Origin of the sequence: Maribacter flavus, assembly GCF_008386635.1 — a bacterium.
Lineage (GTDB): Bacteria > Bacteroidota > Bacteroidia > Flavobacteriales > Flavobacteriaceae > Maribacter > Maribacter flavus.
Map to the genome: position 1 here is coordinate 1,335,674 of NZ_VUOE01000001.1, position 17,254 is coordinate 1,352,927.

Below are 17,254 nucleotides of genomic sequence, written 5' to 3' on the forward strand. Positions count from 1 at the left end.
CCATCAAAATTTAGTATGTTGAAAATAAATAAAGAACGAATGGATTTACTTTTTAAGGATATTCCTAGGGAGTCACTAATGTATTTGGGCCTTACGGTTGCCACATTCGTAATACTTTATTGGAGTACACTTTTCGTGCTTCGAAGGTTAGGAAAAGACCCCAAATATCTATTGCCCGAAGGTGTTATGAAGCGTGTGGCCCTTCCTATTTTCCTCATATTTATCTCCATTATCATTCGGATGCATTCCTTCCGACAGCTTTTTGGTTTGACCGATGAAGCATATTGGTTCAAAAAGGCCAGTACCCTGTTGTTCATCTTTGCCATGACCTGGTTGATCATTGGGATATTAAAAGTGATGAAACAACTCATCATCCACAGGTATGATGTAAACACCACCGATAATCTAAAGGCCCGAAAAATCTATACCCAATTCAATATTCTGGAGCGCATCGTCATTTTCATAGTCATCATTCTGGCCGTTGGCGCGGCCCTTATGAGTTTTCAGGAAATCAGGGAATTGGGGCTTAGTATTTTTGCCTCCGCAGGGGTTGCCGGTATCATAATTGGATTTTCCGCCCAAAAATTGATAGGTACCGTCCTGGCAGGGATTCAGATAGCTATAGCACAACCTATAAAATTGGACGATGTGGTCATTGTGGAAGGCGAATGGGGTCGTATAGAGGAAATAACCCTAACCTATGTAGTGGTGAAAATCTGGGATAAACGTCGACTTATAGTTCCCACCCCCTATTTCATTGAAAAACCTTTCCAAAACTGGACCAAAACTTCTTCCGATATTTTGGGAACCGTTTTTTTATACACGGATTACAAGGTCCCTTTTGATGCATTGAGGGCAGAGCTAACGCGCATTTTGGAAAATACCGATTTATGGGATAAGGAAGTAAACGTACTACAGGTTACAGACAGCAAGGCCAATTATGTAGAGATAAGGGCGCTGATGAGCGCCAAGGATTCGCCAACGGCATGGGATTTGAGGGTACATGTACGGGAAAAATTAATAACTTTCCTTCAGGAGAAGTATCCCAAGAGCATTGTTCACAATAGGGTTCTGATGGGCAATCTTGAGACGGATTCTTCAAAGTAAAATAAAGGAACATGAGACGCATCTTTTTTTTAAGTTTACTTTTTATTTGCTACCATACCAAGGCACAAACCGTTACCTGTTCCCCATTGGACAAAGAGGCCGTGGTTTCCAAGATTGAACAGGTTCAAGATTTGGAAAAACCTGATTTTGGACAGACCATGGTAGCCATAGGCAAAACCTTCCTCAAAACTCCCTATGTGGCCAAAACCCTTGAAATTGGGGAAACGGAAACCTTGGTGGTCAACTTACAAGGGCTGGATTGCACCACGTTTGTGGAAAATGTGCTCGCATTTTCGTTGATGATGAAAGAGGACAAAACCTCATTCGAGAATTTCATAGAAACCCTAGAAACCATTCGGTATAAAGATGGCTATTTGGACGGCTACGCTTCCCGACTCCACTATTTTTCCGAATGGATCGCCAACAATGCCAAAAAAGGCCTGCTACAAGATATCACCGAGGAAATTGGAGGTGCCGAAATTACCAAGGACATCAACTTTATGAGCGAACATCGCGATCTCTATCCTTTTCTTTCGGACGATAGCAATTTCGAAAAGATAAAAGCTTCCGAAACGTATTTGAACAGTCGGCCCATTTGTGTCCTGGCCCAAGATCGGATTGCGGAAAACGAGCATTTGATCCAATCCGGGGATATCATTGCCCTTGCAACCTCCATCAATGGCCTGGACGTTACCCATACCGGAATTGCCACGCGGGAAGCGGATGGCAGAATCCATCTTCTCCACGCCTCTACAGGTTCTATGGAAGTGGAAGTTTCGGAAAAGCCGTTGGTAGAATATTTAAAAAAAGTCAAAGGGAATACAGGTATTATGGTGGCGAGGCCGCTTTAGCTTTCTCATAAATACCTTTCGGTTTAAAATTCAGTAATTCTATACCAAGTTAATACTAAGTTTCTATAGATCTACCCTGAAAATTACCGGCACAACAACTAGTCATGCTGAGTAAAAGGAAACATCCGATTCTAGAAGAGATTCTTCCCCAGTACTACGTACTTCGTCAGAATGACAAAAAAACTATGAACTACTCGCCAACGCCATCACATATTTCTTGGGTGTGGTGCCATACTTTTTCTTAAAAGCGGCAATAAAATGACTTGAGGTACTGTACCCAATTTTTAGCCCGATTTCGTTTACATTGTACTGACCGGATTCCAGAAGTTTTCGGGCATGTTCCATTTTATAATCAAATAGAAAACTGTATACGGAATCCCCATATATTTGTTTAAATCCTTCCTTCAATCGTTTTAGGCTCAATCCTATTTCCTTGGAAAGTTCATTCAAGGTAGGAGGTTCGGCCATGTTGGAGATGATGATTTCCTTCGCCTTTCTAATGCGTTTTACGTTGTCCTCGTCTATCAGGAATGGACACTGTTCTACATCGGCATCGGTATTCTTATTGAAGTACAAGGCTATCAACTCGTAAATTTTTCCTTTCAGATACAGGTTTTTAATAGTAGGGTGCAGATTGTAGTTAATTATCTGACTTAGAACCACGGCAATAGGGGGCGATACCGGCTCTTGGGCGTAATATTTTTTTTCCTGGTTCTCCTCACTAAGGAAGGGAATGTAACTCGCCTCATCGGAAAAAAGGGAGTGGAACTTTCGTATGCTCATCACCACAGAAACCATCCAGGAATTTGGTGCCAACATAAGGTTCAAAGGCAAATCCAATTGGGTATTGTACAACAATAACGAGTTCTCTTCTGATACCTCCAAAGCATAGTTCCCTTGATTGAAAACGAACTTACCGCCGCCCTTCAAACAGAAATGGAACTGAATATAACTCCTATTTATTTCCCGCGTAACTTGCTTACTTTCAGAAGTATTATTCTGGATTTTAAGTACGTAAAAGCTATTCTCTATCAACAGTTCCTCAAATGAACCTTTGGCGATGTTTTTACTTTCCATAGTACGGCTTATCAATTTACTTTATTTAGAATCTATCTAAACAATATCGTCGTAGGGTTTCCGCTAGACGTTGTAAAATTAAGGGTTTTGGGCCGATTTATGTTGTATTTTACCTAAAATCACTTCTGCCGATGCTTATAGTTCCTCTAGCGTTATTTTTATTTATCCTATGGTTCTATTTTTGTCCCCGCAACTATGAAGGCATACCATATTTCTAAACATAGCTCATTCTATACCATTGGCCTAAACTACAAAAAGGCCGATGCCGAGGTTAGGGGAAAATTCAGTTTGGACGATGCATCCATGACCGCGCTATTGGTAAAGGCGAAGGAAGAAGGCATTGATGGCCTGTTGGTAACTTCTACCTGCAATAGGACGGAACTTCACGGTTTCGCCCAGCACCCCTACCAATTGATAAAATTGTTGTGCGGTTTTTCCAAGGGAAGTGTGGAGGAATTTCAAGAAGTAGCCTATGTCTATAAGAACAAGGAGGCCATTTCCCATCTTTTTCGTGTAGGTACGGGACTGGACAGCCAGATTTTAGGGGATTTTGAGATAATTAGCCAATTAAAGCAAAGTTTTAACCGCTCCAAAAAAGTGGATATTGCCAATCCGTTCCTGGAACGGTTGGTCAACTCGGTCATCCAAGCCAGTAAGCGTATAAAAAACGAAACGGAAATATCGTCCGGGGCGACTTCGGTGGCGTTTGCATCGGTACAATATATTTTGAACAACGTTGAGAATATTTCGGAAAAGAACATCCTACTTTTCGGCACTGGCAAAATTGGTAGGAATACCTGCGAAAACCTCATCAAGCATACCAAAAATCCGCATATTACCTTGATCAACAGAACCAAGGAAACAGCGGATAAAGTAGGTGGGAAATTCAACCTCACGGTAAAGGATTATGGCGAACTGCAGGCCGAAATCAGAAAAACAGACGTCCTTGTAGTTGCTACGGGAGCCCAAAAACCCACCGTTTGCAAGGAACTCATCTATACCAAAAATCCATTATTGATCCTTGACCTATCCGTTCCCAAAAACGTGGATGACAATGTCATGGAACTGGATAACGTCTCCTTGGTGCATTTGGACCAGCTTTCACAAATAACGGACGAAACCTTGGAAAAGCGTAAACTTTTTATACCAGAGGCCGAAGCAATCATTGAGGATGTTAAGGAGGATTTCATCCAATGGCTGGAGACCCGTAAATTTGCGCCGGTCATAAAGGCCCTAAAAATGAAACTAAAGACCATGAAGGATGAGGAACTGGACTATCAATCCAAAAAGACATCGAATTTTGATGCCGTACAGGCGGATATCATATCCAATAGGATAATCCAAAAAATCACAAAGCAATTCGCAAACCACCTTAAGGACGACACTATCGATTCCGATTCTAGCCTAGCCCTTATCCAAAAAGTGTTTCAATTAGAGCTGGAAACAGAATGAGTAGAACAATCCGCATAGGCACACGCGATAGTGAATTGGCACTATGGCAAGCCACTACCGTAAAAGATCAATTGGAAGCTTTAGGGCATACCATAAAACTAGTCCCCGTAAAATCCACGGGCGACCTTGTTCTGGATAAGCCATTATATGAATTAGGGATCACAGGAATTTTTACCAAGACCTTGGACGTGGCCATGTTGAACGGTGAAATCGACATTGCGGTACATTCCATGAAGGATGTACCTACTATGCTCCCAAAAGGCATCGTCCAGGCTGCCGTTCTTAAAAGAGCCAACTATATGGACATTTTGGCCTTTAAGAACAATGAGGAATTTTTGGGTTCTCCCGATGGTATTATCGCAACCGGAAGTTTGCGAAGAAAGGCGCAATGGTTGAACCAATACCCAACCCATACGGTAGTGGATTTACGGGGAAATGTCAACAGCCGTTTGGAAAAGCTGAACAAAAACGATTGGAACGGAGCCATTTTTGCCGCCGCGGGATTGGAACGCATCGGCTTGGAACCTGAAAACACGATCGGACTCACATGGATGGTGCCAGCCCCGGCACAGGGTGCCATTATGGTCGTAGCCATGGAAAACGATTTGGAAATTCGTGAAATATGTGCCGAACTCAACCATAGGGAAACCGAAATCTGTACGAAATTGGAACGCGATTTCCTCAGGGAATTGGAAGGTGGCTGTTCAGCACCCATCGGGGCCCTGGCCTATATCGACAAGGAGGAAAAAGTAAACCTCAAAGGGGTCCTACTGACCATTGATGGCTCCCAAAAATTGGAAGCTGCCTTAACGGCCCCACTCGGAAAGCATGAGAATTTGGGAATTGATGCAGCCAAAAGTATTTTGAGCCGCGGAGGAAGGCGTTTAATGAACGAATTGCAGGGAGCCGACCTAAAAACCAACGTGTTTTCTACCAAAAAATTTACTGAAGCGCAACTGCAGAAATTCAGTTCGGGCATACGGGTAGATTCTGAGGATTTTATCAAAATAAGCCCCAACAGAATATCTCCGATTATTCTAAAAAAGAGCCTTGGGAACATCGTCTTCACTAGTAAGAATGCCGTGGAGAGCCTACTTACAAATTGTAGTCCGGCAGAACTTCAGTTTAAAAACATATACTGTGTAGGTAGAAAGACCAAAAGGTTGATCCAGAAAAAAATAGGACCTGTGGCCCATGTGGAGAACAGCGCCACCGATTTGGCCAACTACCTTGTTGAATATATGGATGGCACCCAAGTGACCTATTTTCATGGAAATCTTAGCTTGGAGGACCTCCCTACTATTTTAGAGGGGAACAATATCAATGTAAACAAAGTGGAGGCCTATAAGACCAAACTTTCAGGCAAGGCTATCCCTGAATCCGTTGAGGGAATTCTTTTTTACAGTCCTTCCACCATAGAAAGCTATCTCTTGAAAAACAAACCACATCAAGTTGCTTATTGTATCGGGGAAACTACGGCAACCGAAGCCCGGAAACATTTCAAGGAAGTGAAAGTTGCCAATATCCCGGATGTAGAAAGTGTTATTGAGTTGGTGAATTCCAATTATAGCCAATAGCTGATAGTAGTTAGAAAATACAAGTTCAAGAGCAAGAATCAAGCTCAAAAAAATGTTTAGCAATAACGAACAACCATCAACCAACAACGAAAAACGAGCAACCAAAAACCAACAACTAACAGCCAATAGCCAATAGCCAATAGCCAATAGCCAATAGCCAAAATATGATAAAGAACGATTTATTCCTTAGGGCCCTAAAAGGGGAAACGGTAGAAAGACCACCGGTCTGGATGATGCGCCAAGCGGGAAGGTACTTACCGGAATTTATGGAAATCAAGGAGAAATACGATTTTTTCACCCGATGCCAGACCCCAGAACTGGCTTCCGAAATTACCGTGCAACCCATACGAAGGTTTGGGATGGATGCCGCCATTCTCTTCAGCGATATTTTGGTGATTCCACAGGCGATGAACATCGAGGTACAGATGAAGCCCAATTTTGGACCCTATCTGCCAAATCCCGTACGAAACCGAAAGGATGTAAGCGAGGTAATCGTGCCAGATGTGGAAGAGGCATTGGATTATGTGATGCAGGCCATTACGGCCACCAAGGAGAAATTGAACGACGAAGTACCCCTAATCGGTTTTGCCGGTTCTCCTTGGACCATACTTTGTTACTGTGTGCAGGGCCAAGGAAGTAAGACCTTTGACAAGGCCAAGGAGTTCTGTTTTACGCAACCTGTGGCCGCCCATGAATTGCTTCAAAAGATAACGGATACTACCATTGCCTATTTAAAAGCTAAGGTAAAGGCCGGTGTAAATGCCGTACAGGTGTTCGACTCTTGGGGCGGTATGCTTTCCCCCACGGACTATCAGGAATTTTCATGGAAATACATCCAACAAATTGTAGATGCGCTTAAAGAAGAGACTCCCGTGATCGTTTTTGGTAAAGGATGCTGGTTCGCACTTAAGGAAATGTCCCAATCGGGTGCATCGGCTCTTGGTGTGGATTGGACATGTTCCGCGCAAAATGCCCGATATCTTACGGGAGGAAAAATAACCCTTCAAGGGAATTTCGACCCTGCCAGATTGTTATCCCCACCATCGGAAATCAAAAAAATGGTCACGCAAATGATCAATGAATTTGGCAAGGACAGGTATGTTGTGAATTTAGGACACGGAATCCTTCCAAACGTTCCGGTGGAAAATGCAAAGGCATTCATAGATGCCGTAAAAGAATATAAATTGGCGCACTGAACCATTTAATTTTTCCAAACCTTGCGCTTTACCTTTTCAAAGGGCCAAAGACTTCGTACTTTTAAGGAATGATTCCCATTGCGAACGGTACTTTTGAAATAACGCCTATCCATGAAAAATATGCATGGCGAATCTGTGATTTTGTAACGGTCAACACCTCAAGGCTTAAAACCTATTTCCCTCAAACCCTGACCGAAAATCTGACCCCGGAGCTCTCCAAATTATTCATCGACCAAAAAATTAAGGCCTTTAATAACAAAACCGAATTTGTGTTCGTGATAAAAAATACCATCGATAGAAGCGTAGCGGGTTTGCTCTTTGTGAAAAATCTTGATTTTGATAAAAAGGAGGCCGAAATTGCCTATTGTATCGGGTATCAGCACGAAGGTATTGGAATAACCACCATGGCCGTCAAAGAGATAACGGCTTGGGCATTCAAGGAACACGGCCTAAGAACATTACGCATCATTGTACATAAGTCGAATCCCGCAAGTATACGCATCGCAGAAAAGTGTGGGTATACGTGGAAGGAAACCTTGCCCAAAGAACATCAGCCACCAGCCATGCAACCTATGGATATGGAATTATATGTGAAAGCTTATGAAGGATAAATTTTTTGAGTATATACACCATCTACAGGATATCATAACCGATGCCTTGGAATCCATTGACGGGAAGGCCAAGTTTCATGAAGATAACTGGGAACGGCCCGAAGGCGGAGGCGGACGGACACGTGTCATCGAAAATGGGGATGTCTTCGAAAAAGGCGGCGTCAATATTTCGGGCGTTCATGGCGAATTACCCAAAAGCATGCAAGCGTATTTTGGGGTACAGGAGGCCGATTTCTTCGCCTGTGGACTTAGCCTCGTACTACACCCCAAAAACCCAATGGTGCCCACCGTTCATGCCAATTGGCGCTACTTTGAAATGTACGACAAAGACGGTAAGATTGTGGACCAGTGGTTTGGTGGGGGACAAGATTTGACCCCCTATTATGTATTCGAAGAGGATGCGGAACACTTTCATAAGGTTTGTAAAGCGGCATGCGACAAACACGACCCTTCGTTCTATCCAACCTATAAAAAGAAATGCGACGAATATTTCTGGAATTCCCACAGGGATGAAGCCCGAGGTATAGGAGGATTGTTTTTTGACTATTGTAAGAAGACCGAAAGTAGGTCCATGGAAGACTGGTACAATTTCGTCACCGAAGTAGGAAACAGTTTTTTGGACGGTTATATACCGATTGTTACAAAACGAAAAGACCTTCCTTACACCAAAGAACAAAGGGATTGGCAGGAAATTAGACGGGGCCGTTATGTGGAATTCAATTTGGTTCATGACAAAGGAACCTTGTTTGGATTACGCACCAACGGTCGTATAGAAAGTATCTTGATGAGTCTTCCACCACATGTGCAATGGAGGTACGATCATCATCCGGAAGCTGGGAGTGAAGAAGAAAAGTTGATTAACGTTTTGAAGCAACCAAGAGACTGGGTTTCCTAAAAAAGAATAGACCATGAAACAGAAGTTATATCAAATCGATGCCTTTACCAATAAACTGTTTGGTGGTAATCCTGCGGCCGTTTGCATTTTGGAAAAATGGTTGCCGGATGAAACCATGCAAAATATTGCAGCGGAAAACAATCTGGCAGAAACGGCTTTTGCCGTTCCCATCGAAAAAGGATATGAATTGCGCTGGTTTACCCCAGAATTGGAAGTGGACCTTTGCGGACACGCCACGTTGGCGACCGCTTTTGTGCTTTTTAATTTTTATAATCATAAAGAAAATATCATTCGGTTTTTGTCGCCAAGAAGTGGCGAGCTAACCGTCACTAAAGACCTTGATGGATGGATGACGATGGACTTTCCAACGGATGCCTTGAATCCAGTATCCAACATTCAGGCTATAAATAAAGCTATTGGAAGGGTACCCCTAGAAACCTATAAAGGCAAGACGGACTATTTATTGATTTATGAAACTCAGGAGGACATCGAAGATTTAAAACCAAACTTCCATTTATTGGACCAATTGGATTGCCGGGGTGTCATTGCGTCGGCCAAAGGAGATTCGGTCGATTTTGTATCACGTTTCTTTGCTCCTCAATGTGGTATACCGGAAGATCCCGTCACCGGATCGGCGCATACAACGCTTACGCCTTATTGGTCCCCTCGTCTCGGAAAAACATTGATGACGGCGAAACAGCTTTCTGCCCGCGGTGGCGATTTAACCTGCGAATATTTAGAAGACCGGGTGAAAATTTCGGGACAGGCGGTGTGTTATCTAATCGGTGAAATCACCTTTTAATTTATATTTATCACAACAAAAAATAGACCATGTACCCACTCATTAGAAACAGAAGATTACGCACGAATGAAGCCATACGAAGATTGGTCAGGGAGACTATTATTAGTCCGGATGATTTTTTGGTCCCGCTATTCGTAGTGGAAGGAAAAGGGATTAAAGAGGAAATTCCATCAATGCCCAATTACTTTCGGTTGAGTTTGGACAATCTTGAAAAAGAGGTAAAGGAACTTTGGAATCTAGGACTTTGTTCCGTGCTGTTGTTCGTAAAAGTGCCTGACAATCTCAAGGACAATGCCGGGTCTGAAGCGGTAAACGACAACGGCCTTATGCAGTTGGCCATCAAAACAGTCAAAAGTGCCTGTCCGGACATGTTGGTCATGACCGATGTGGCCCTTGATCCGTACTCCGCCTATGGGCATGACGGAATTGTCGCCATCGGGCAGATTTTGAACGATGAAACCGTGGAAGTGCTTGCCGAAATGAGTGTTTCCCATGCCAAAGCAGGTGCGGACTTTGTCGCTCCCAGTGATATGATGGATGGCAGGATTCTAAGCATCCGGGAAGCCTTGGATGACGAGGGCTACATCAACACGGGCATTATGAGCTACAGCGCCAAATACGCCAGTGCCTTTTACGGTCCGTTCAGGGATGCCTTGGATTCCGCGCCCGTCGACATCCAGAATGTACCCAAGGATAAAAAGACCTATCAGATGGATTATGCCAATCGGTTTGAAGCCATCAAGGAAACCCAACAGGATATTGATGAAGGTGCGGATATCGTTATGGTAAAACCCGGACTTTGCTATTTGGACATTGTCCGTGAAATAAAAAATGAAGTGGAGGTGCCCGTAGCCGTGTATCAGGTCTCGGGAGAATACGCTATGGTAAAGGCCGCCGCAGAAAAAGGCTGGCTGGACCATGATGCCGTGATGATGGAGCAACTAACGGCCATCAAACGGGCCGGTGCCAATATCGTTGCATCCTATTTCGCTAAAGATGTAGTCAAATTGCTCAATAGCTAAAAATGGTATTGTCTTTACTGTTGTTGTGGCATCAGGATGCTATCGGTGATTTCAATAAGTTATATTTGAAATACGCACAAACCTGTCATGCCTAAAATTATTTTCTTTCTTTTTATTGCTATTTGCCCGGAGCTGGTTTTTGGACAAAACCAAGGCGTTGGCACAATCCAAGAGTCCACTTATCCTTTTGATTATGAATTGGTTTACAAGCAGGTCGATTCGATTATAATCAACGGTATTAAAAATAATGCCTTTCCGGGAGCTCAAGTCTTGGTTGCCAAAAATGACTCCATCCTATTTCATGAAGCCTTTGGATTTCATACCTATGATAGCGTACAACCCGTGGCTTTGGACGATTTGTACGATCTCGCTTCGGTAACAAAAATTACGGGGCCATTACCGGCCATCATGAAATTGGTGGGCGAGGGCAAATTGGATTTGGATGTCCCTTTTAGTACCTATTGGAAACCTTGGAAGCGACGGAAAGATAAGAAGGATATCACCCTCAGGGAGATATTGGCACATCAGGCAGGACTGGAACCCTATATCGTCTTTTTGAACGAAACATTGAAAAAGAACGGTCGGTTTAAAAGTAGGTTCCTACGAAAATCCAGAAGTCACCGATTTGACAAACAAGCCTTTGAGGATATCTATGTAAAAAGTAAGTTCAACCGAAAAATGTATCAGATGATAAACCGCTCCAAGGTGTCGGAAGAAAAAAGGTATCGGTATTCTGGACTGACCTTCCTTATTTTTCCGAAAATAATCACAGACTTGACCGGTGTTCCCTATGATAAATATATCGAGTATAATTTCTATAGACCCATTGGGGCCAGCACCTTGGGCTTTTTGCCTTCCACTAAAAATTTTCCGAATCGTATCGTTCCTACAGAAATGGACACCCTATACCGACACACTTTGACCCAAGGATGGGTGCATGATGAAAACGCATCTTTATTGGGAGGCATTTCAGGAAACGCCGGATTGTTTGGAACTGCAGAGGATTTGGCCAAAATAATGCAGCTTTATACGCGGTATGGCGAATACCGAGGAAACCAAATTTTACCCGAAGCCGTGGTCAAGGAATTTATCAAAGTGCAATATAAGGAAAACGATAACCGTAGAGGTTTGGGGTTTGACAAACCCTTGTTAGGAAACGATACCTTGGCCCTGAAGGATGCCTACCCTGCCCCAGAAGTAAGTGCGGAAAGCTTTGGACATAGTGGATTTACAGGAACATTTGTCTGGGCGGACCCTGAAAACCAACTGGTATATATTTTTCTTTCAAACAGGGTATACCCTACCAGGGAACATAGGGCACTGTACGACATGAATATAAGATCGGCCGTTCAACAGGTTTTCTACAAGGCCTTACAACTATAACAGCCCTAACTTTAAAACAATGTTCCTTTCCTTTTGAGCTATGTGCAACAGGATTAAATTGGTATCTTAGGCTCTCAAAACTATTGTATGGGATTGCTCATTTTTTACGCTGTTATATCCATTTTTTTCTCATTTCTGTGCTCCATTCTGGAAGCTGTACTGTTGAGTATCACCCCAACTTTTGTGAACGTTAAAAAAAGGGAAGGAAAAACCTATGCGATATCGCTAGAAGAACTAAAACAGGATGTGGACAAACCCCTCATTGCCATACTTACCCTAAATACCGTTGCCCATACGGTGGGAGCTATTTTGGTGGGAGTACAGGCAAAAGTAGCCTATACGGAAATGTATGGAAGTACCACCCGTTCCATAGCTGGGATTGAATTTACCGAGGATCTTATGGTAGGTGTAGTCTCTACGATTATGACCATTTTGATATTGGTCGCCTCAGAAATTATACCTAAGACGATTGGTGCTACCTATTGGAAGCAACTCGCCAATTTTACCGCAAAGGCGCTAAAGGCCATGGTGCTTGTTCTAAAATACACCGGTTTGCTTTGGTTGTTACAACTCTTCACCAAATTGGTCGGGGGCAAGGGCCATCATGGCAGTGTGCTGAGCAGGGAGGATTTTACAGCTATGACAGATATGGCCCATGAGGAAGGTGTTTTTCAAAAGTCGGAATCGACCATCATTAAAAACCTGTTACGTTTTGAAGAAGTTCAAGTGAAGGATATTATGACACCCAGGGCCGTAATGAAAATTGCTTCCTCCGATCAAACCATCCAGTCCTTTTTTGAGGAAAATCCAAAGTTGCGCTTTTCCCGGATTCCGATTTTTGAGGAAAAGGTGGACAACATTACCGGTTTCGTCCTTAAGGACAATGTCTATGAGGAAATCATCCATAAAAACGGGGAATTGCCCTTGGTAGAGATAAAGCGTGACATTCTATTGACAAAGCGTGATACACCCATTCCAAAACTCTTCGATACGTTCGTAAACAAGCGGGAGCACATTGCATTGGTAATGGACGAATACGGTTCCGTAAGTGGACTAGTGACCATGGAAGATGTTATTGAGACCCTTCTAGGGCTTGAAATCATGGACGAGAGCGATAATGTGGCAGACCTACAATTGCTGGCCCGTAAAAACTGGGAAAATAGGGCCAAACAAAGTGGTGTCATTGAAAAGAATCCAGTTGTGGAGGATGCTACAAAAGAAAAAGAAGAATAACCATACATGGAAACTGCCTTTATCCAAACACCTTTGGGAATTGCAAAGTTGGAAGGAGATGCAAACGGACTCAACTCCATCACTGTTTTGAATACCGATGAAACACTTACCGATATCATTCCTCCAGACCTGGAAGAAGCCGCCTATCAATTAAAGGAATACTTTGAAGGCTCAAGAACACAATTCGATTTGTCCCTAAACCCATCCGGAACCGATTTTCAAAAATCCGTTTGGAAGGCCTTGCAGGATATTCCCTATGGTAAGACGGTTACCTACTTGGACTTGAGCAAAACCTTGGGCGATGTAAAGGCCATTAGGGCCGTGGCCTCAGCAAATGGAAAAAATCCCTTGTGGATCGTGGTTCCATGTCATAGGGTCATTGGTAGTGATGGTTCCCTTACGGGCTACGCCGGCGGCCTACACCGTAAAAAATGGCTACTGGAACATGAAAACCCTGTTAAACAGCAGACACTTTTTTAAATTTTACAAACCAATCGGTCTATTAGCTATTTTCATTCAAGTAATAATTTCTATTTCAAGGTAAAACACCGATTGAATTGGATGTAAATCTATTTTTACCATATCGTATTAATTTTTTCTAAACCTAAAAAAGACTACTTGGTCGGTTCCCTAAATTTTACCTCTTTGATAAGATTAATCTTATTGAAATTAAAATATTATCCTAACTTGGAAGGCCTAACCATTATGCCTGAGTATGTTACACAAACTGAATTTGGAACACATCCTATTTTTGGATATCGAAACCGTCCCGGAAAAAGAACAGTTCCAAGAATTGGACGACGCGAAACAAGAACTCTGGGAGCAAAAATCCAAATACCAACGAAAGGAAGAGTTTACCGCCGAGGAATTTTATGATCGGGCCGGTATTTGGGCAGAGTTTGGCAAAGTCATCTGTATTTCCGTAGGGTATTTTAAAATGCAGGGCGAAACCCTCCAATTTAGGGTTACCACGTTTCACGGGGATGAATCCAAACTTTTAAAGGATTTCAAAAACCTTTTGAACGGGCATTTCAGCGAAGCCAAACACCTCCTCTGCGCCCACAATGGTAAGGAGTTCGATTTTCCCTATATCGCCCGCCGGATGATCATTAATGGTATCTCCCTACCTTGGAAACTGGACCTTTTTGGAAAGAAACCCTGGGAAGTGCCCCATTTGGATACCATGGACCTTTGGAAATTTGGGGATTACAAACATTATACCTCCTTAAAACTAATGGCCAATATTTTAGGAATCTCCTCACCTAAGGAAGACATTGATGGCAGTATGGTGCGGGACGTCTTCTACGAAGAGAAAAACCTGGACCGCATCATTAAATATTGTGAGTTGGATGTGGTTACCACCGCCCAAGTCTTCTTAAGATTACGAAACGAGCCGCTGTTGGAGGATTATCAGATAAGGAAGGTGTAAGGCCCCCTAACCCCCAAAGAGGGAAGTTGCTTGTTGGTATTTGGTGGTTTGCTTATTTTTTAAATCCTTCTCAATGTCAAAATAAGACACCGTAATCTGGCTTACGAACGATATTTAAATCAGTAAACATCGGTTGGATTGATATGGGTGTAATTTATTAAATTCTAACTTTTGCAAATAAAACAGGGCAGCCCAATGAGCTGCCCTATAAAATAAATATTCGAGTTAGTATGGTTACTATTTCAAATCAAACCTGTCCAAGTTCATCACTTTAGTCCACACCTTAACAAAGTCCTTTACAAACTTCTCCTTGGAATCAGAAGTAGCATATACCTCAGCTAGGGCCCTCAATTCCGAGTTAGATCCAAAAATCAAATCCACACGCGTACCTGTCCACTTCTTGGCACCCGTTTTACGGTCGGTTCCTTCAAACAGGGAATCATCATCCGAAATAGATTTCCAAGTTGTTCCCATATTCAATAGGTTTACAAAGAAATCATTGGTCAATTGATCCTTCTTATCGGTAAAAATACCGTGATTGGAACCATCCGCATTGGCACCCAAGGCACGCATACCTCCTACCAATACCGTCATTTCAGGTGGCGTCAAGGTCAATAGATTCGCCCTGTCCACCAACAATTCCTCACCTTTAACAGAATACTTTCCTTTGGTAAAGTTCCTGAATCCGTCCGCCAATGGTTCCAAAGCTTCGAATGCCTCGGCATCGGTATTCTCTTGGGTGGCATCGGTTCTTCCTGGTGAAAATGGCACGGTTACTTCATGACCGGCATTATGCGCGGCCTTTTCTACGGCAGCGGTTCCAGCTAAGACTACCAAATCCGCAAAAGAAACTTTTTTGTTTCCAGATTGGCCATCGTTGAATTCTTTTTGGATACGTTCCAAAGTATCAATGACTTCTGCCAGTTGGGTTGGATTGTTGGCTTTCCAGTTCTTCTGTGGAGCCAAACGGATACGTCCGCCATTGGCACCACCTCTTTTATCAGAATCCCTGTAAATAGAAGCTGCTCCCCACGCGGCTGAAACCATACTGGACAATGACAATCCAGAAGCCAAAATGTTTTTCTTCAATTCAGCGATATCGGAATCATTTACCAACTCATGGTCTACCGCAGGAACGGGATCTTGCCATAAAAGAACTTCTTCTGGAACTTCGGGCCCTAAATATCTATCCAATGGCCCCATGTCCCTGTGCGTTAATTTAAACCACGCTCTTGCATAGGCATCCGCAAACTCATCCGGATTTTCCAAAAAGTGTCTGGATATCTTTTCGTAAGCGGGGTCCATACGTAATGACATATCGGTTACCAACATAAAAGGTTGATGTGTTTTCCCTTCAATATGCGCATCCGGAACGGTACCTGCTCCAGCATCCCCTACGGGCTTGTACTGCCATGCCCCTGCGGGACTTTTTGTCAATTCCCACTCAAACCCAAATAGGTTTTTAAAGTAATTATGGCTCCACTTTGTAGGAGTCTGGCTCCAAGCACCTTCCAGTCCACTAGTAATCGTATCTGCACCTACACCACTATTGAAGTTGTTTTTCCATCCCATACTCTGCATGGTGATGTCCGCACCAGCTGGTTCTGACTCCAAAAATTCGGAATCCTTGGCAGCACCGTGCGTTTTACCAAATGTATGTCCCCCGGCAATCAAGGCTACAGTCTCATAATCGTCCATCGCCATTCTACCAAAGGTTTCACGGATATAATGTGCCGCTTCCATCGGATCTGGATTGGCATTGTGCCCTTCCGGATTCACATAAATAAGCCCCATGTGGGCAGCTCCCAAGGGATTTTCCAGTTTGTTGCCATCAGAATCATAACGCTCCTTATTGCCCAACCATTCGGTCTCGGAACCCCAATAAATGTCCTCTTCAGGCTGCCAGATATCCTCACGGCCACCGCCAAAACCGAACATCTTAAGTCCCATGGACTCGTGGGCCACGTTTCCGGCCAATATCAACAAATCTGCCCAGGAAATCTGTTTCCCGTATTTTTGTTTGATGGGCCATAATAACAATCTGGCCTTGTCCAAGTTTGCGTTATCCGGCCAACTGTTCAAAGGTGCAAAACGTTGATTACCGGTACTTCCGCCCCCTCGTCCATCGGATATTCTGTAAGTTCCCGCGGCATGCCAGGTCATCCTAATGAAGAAGGGGCCATAGTGTCCATAATCCGCTGGCCACCAATCCTGACTGTCGGTCATTAGATCGGTCAAATCCTTTTTGATGGCCGCCAAATCCAATTTTTTGAATTCCTCGGCATAGTTGAAGTCAGGATCCATGGGGTCCGACTTGGAAGAATGCAACCTCAAAATGTTCAGGTTCAACATATTGGGCCACCAATCCCTGTTAGTGGTTCCTCCGCCTGCAGATTGGTTCATTTGCCCGTTCAAAAATGGGCAAGCGGCGGCTTCTGAATCGTTCACGTCCCATGCTTCTCCATGGGGATTTTTACTAGTATCCATTGTCTCTAAGTTTTTAAGTTCCAGTAACCGTAAAGGTACCAAATTAGGGCCTGAAATGAATAGCTATTTTCTTGTTTTGACTTATTTCAATATCGATTTTGTCTATGCAGGAGGTCCTCCAGATATCTAGAA

General features: G+C 43.4%; 15 protein-coding genes. 13 read left to right on the forward strand and 2 right to left on the reverse strand.

Features of this window, described 5'->3' with window-relative positions; all coding sequences use genetic code 11:
* The first annotated feature begins 39 nt into the window (after positions 1-39).
* On the forward strand, positions 40-1,107 hold the full coding sequence (locus F0361_RS05885; protein ID WP_154917616.1) for a mechanosensitive ion channel family protein: 1,068 nt from the start codon (positions 40-42) through the stop codon (positions 1,105-1,107).
* Between the two features lie 11 nt (positions 1,108-1,118).
* Entirely contained in the window at positions 1,119-1,958 is an 840-nt protein-coding gene (locus tag F0361_RS05890) for an N-acetylmuramoyl-L-alanine amidase-like domain-containing protein (protein ID WP_154917617.1), read from the forward strand.
* Between the two features lie 183 nt (positions 1,959-2,141).
* Here the strand turns inward: F0361_RS05890 and F0361_RS05895 are convergent, their stop codons facing one another.
* Positions 2,142-3,035 carry a helix-turn-helix transcriptional regulator gene (locus tag F0361_RS05895; RefSeq protein WP_154917618.1) on the reverse strand — a complete coding sequence of 298 codons (894 nt, stop codon included), beginning with the start codon at positions 3,033-3,035 and terminating at the stop codon, positions 2,142-2,144.
* A gap of 195 nt (positions 3,036-3,230) precedes the next feature.
* Here F0361_RS05895 and hemA point away from each other — a divergent pair, with 195 nt between their 5' ends.
* From hemA to F0361_RS05950, 11 genes are all read left to right on the forward strand, one after another.
* Positions 3,231-4,487 carry a glutamyl-tRNA reductase gene (gene hemA / locus F0361_RS05900; protein ID WP_154917619.1) on the forward strand — a complete coding sequence of 419 codons (1,257 nt, stop codon included), beginning with the start codon at positions 3,231-3,233 and terminating at the stop codon, positions 4,485-4,487.
* On the forward strand, positions 4,484-6,064 hold the full coding sequence (hemC, locus tag F0361_RS05905) for a hydroxymethylbilane synthase (protein WP_154917620.1): 1,581 nt from the start codon (positions 4,484-4,486) through the stop codon (positions 6,062-6,064). The genes hemA and hemC overlap by 4 nt, the downstream gene beginning before the upstream one ends.
* A 164-nt stretch (positions 6,065-6,228) precedes the next feature.
* Positions 6,229-7,260, forward strand: coding sequence for a uroporphyrinogen decarboxylase (gene hemE / locus F0361_RS05910; RefSeq protein WP_154917621.1), 1,032 nt, complete (start codon positions 6,229-6,231; stop codon positions 7,258-7,260).
* 68 nt (positions 7,261-7,328) lie between these two features.
* Positions 7,329-7,871, forward strand: coding sequence for a GNAT family N-acetyltransferase (locus F0361_RS05915; protein WP_154917622.1), 543 nt, complete (start codon positions 7,329-7,331; stop codon positions 7,869-7,871).
* Positions 7,861-8,766 carry an oxygen-dependent coproporphyrinogen oxidase gene (hemF, locus tag F0361_RS05920; protein WP_154917623.1) on the forward strand — a complete coding sequence of 302 codons (906 nt, stop codon included), beginning with the start codon at positions 7,861-7,863 and terminating at the stop codon, positions 8,764-8,766. The genes F0361_RS05915 and hemF overlap by 11 nt, the downstream gene beginning before the upstream one ends.
* 13 nt (positions 8,767-8,779) lie before the next feature.
* Entirely contained in the window at positions 8,780-9,568 is a 789-nt protein-coding gene (locus F0361_RS05925) for a PhzF family phenazine biosynthesis protein (protein ID WP_154917624.1), read from the forward strand.
* A gap of 29 nt (positions 9,569-9,597) precedes the next feature.
* On the forward strand, positions 9,598-10,590 hold the full coding sequence (gene hemB / locus F0361_RS05930; protein WP_154917625.1) for a porphobilinogen synthase: 993 nt from the start codon (positions 9,598-9,600) through the stop codon (positions 10,588-10,590).
* A gap of 87 nt (positions 10,591-10,677) precedes the next feature.
* A complete protein-coding gene (locus F0361_RS05935; RefSeq protein ID WP_154917626.1) occupies positions 10,678-11,973 on the forward strand; it encodes a serine hydrolase domain-containing protein in 1,296 nt (431 codons plus the stop codon).
* A gap of 87 nt (positions 11,974-12,060) precedes the next feature.
* Positions 12,061-13,206, forward strand: a complete 1,146-nt coding sequence (locus F0361_RS05940) for a CNNM domain-containing protein (protein WP_154917627.1) — start codon at positions 12,061-12,063, stop codon at positions 13,204-13,206.
* 6 nt (positions 13,207-13,212) lie between these two features.
* The gene (locus F0361_RS05945; RefSeq protein ID WP_154917628.1) at positions 13,213-13,686 is read left to right on the forward strand and encodes a methylated-DNA--[protein]-cysteine S-methyltransferase; all 474 of its coding nucleotides are present in this window, start codon (positions 13,213-13,215) and stop codon (positions 13,684-13,686) included.
* Between the two features lie 235 nt (positions 13,687-13,921).
* A complete protein-coding gene (locus F0361_RS05950) occupies positions 13,922-14,635 on the forward strand; it encodes a 3'-5' exonuclease (RefSeq protein WP_154917629.1) in 714 nt (237 codons plus the stop codon).
* A gap of 237 nt (positions 14,636-14,872) precedes the next feature.
* Here F0361_RS05950 and katG read toward each other — a convergent pair whose 3' ends face one another.
* The gene (gene katG, locus F0361_RS05955; protein ID WP_154917630.1) at positions 14,873-17,122 is read right to left on the reverse strand and encodes a catalase/peroxidase HPI; all 2,250 of its coding nucleotides are present in this window, start codon (positions 17,120-17,122) and stop codon (positions 14,873-14,875) included.
* Positions 17,123-17,254 lie beyond the last annotated feature (132 nt).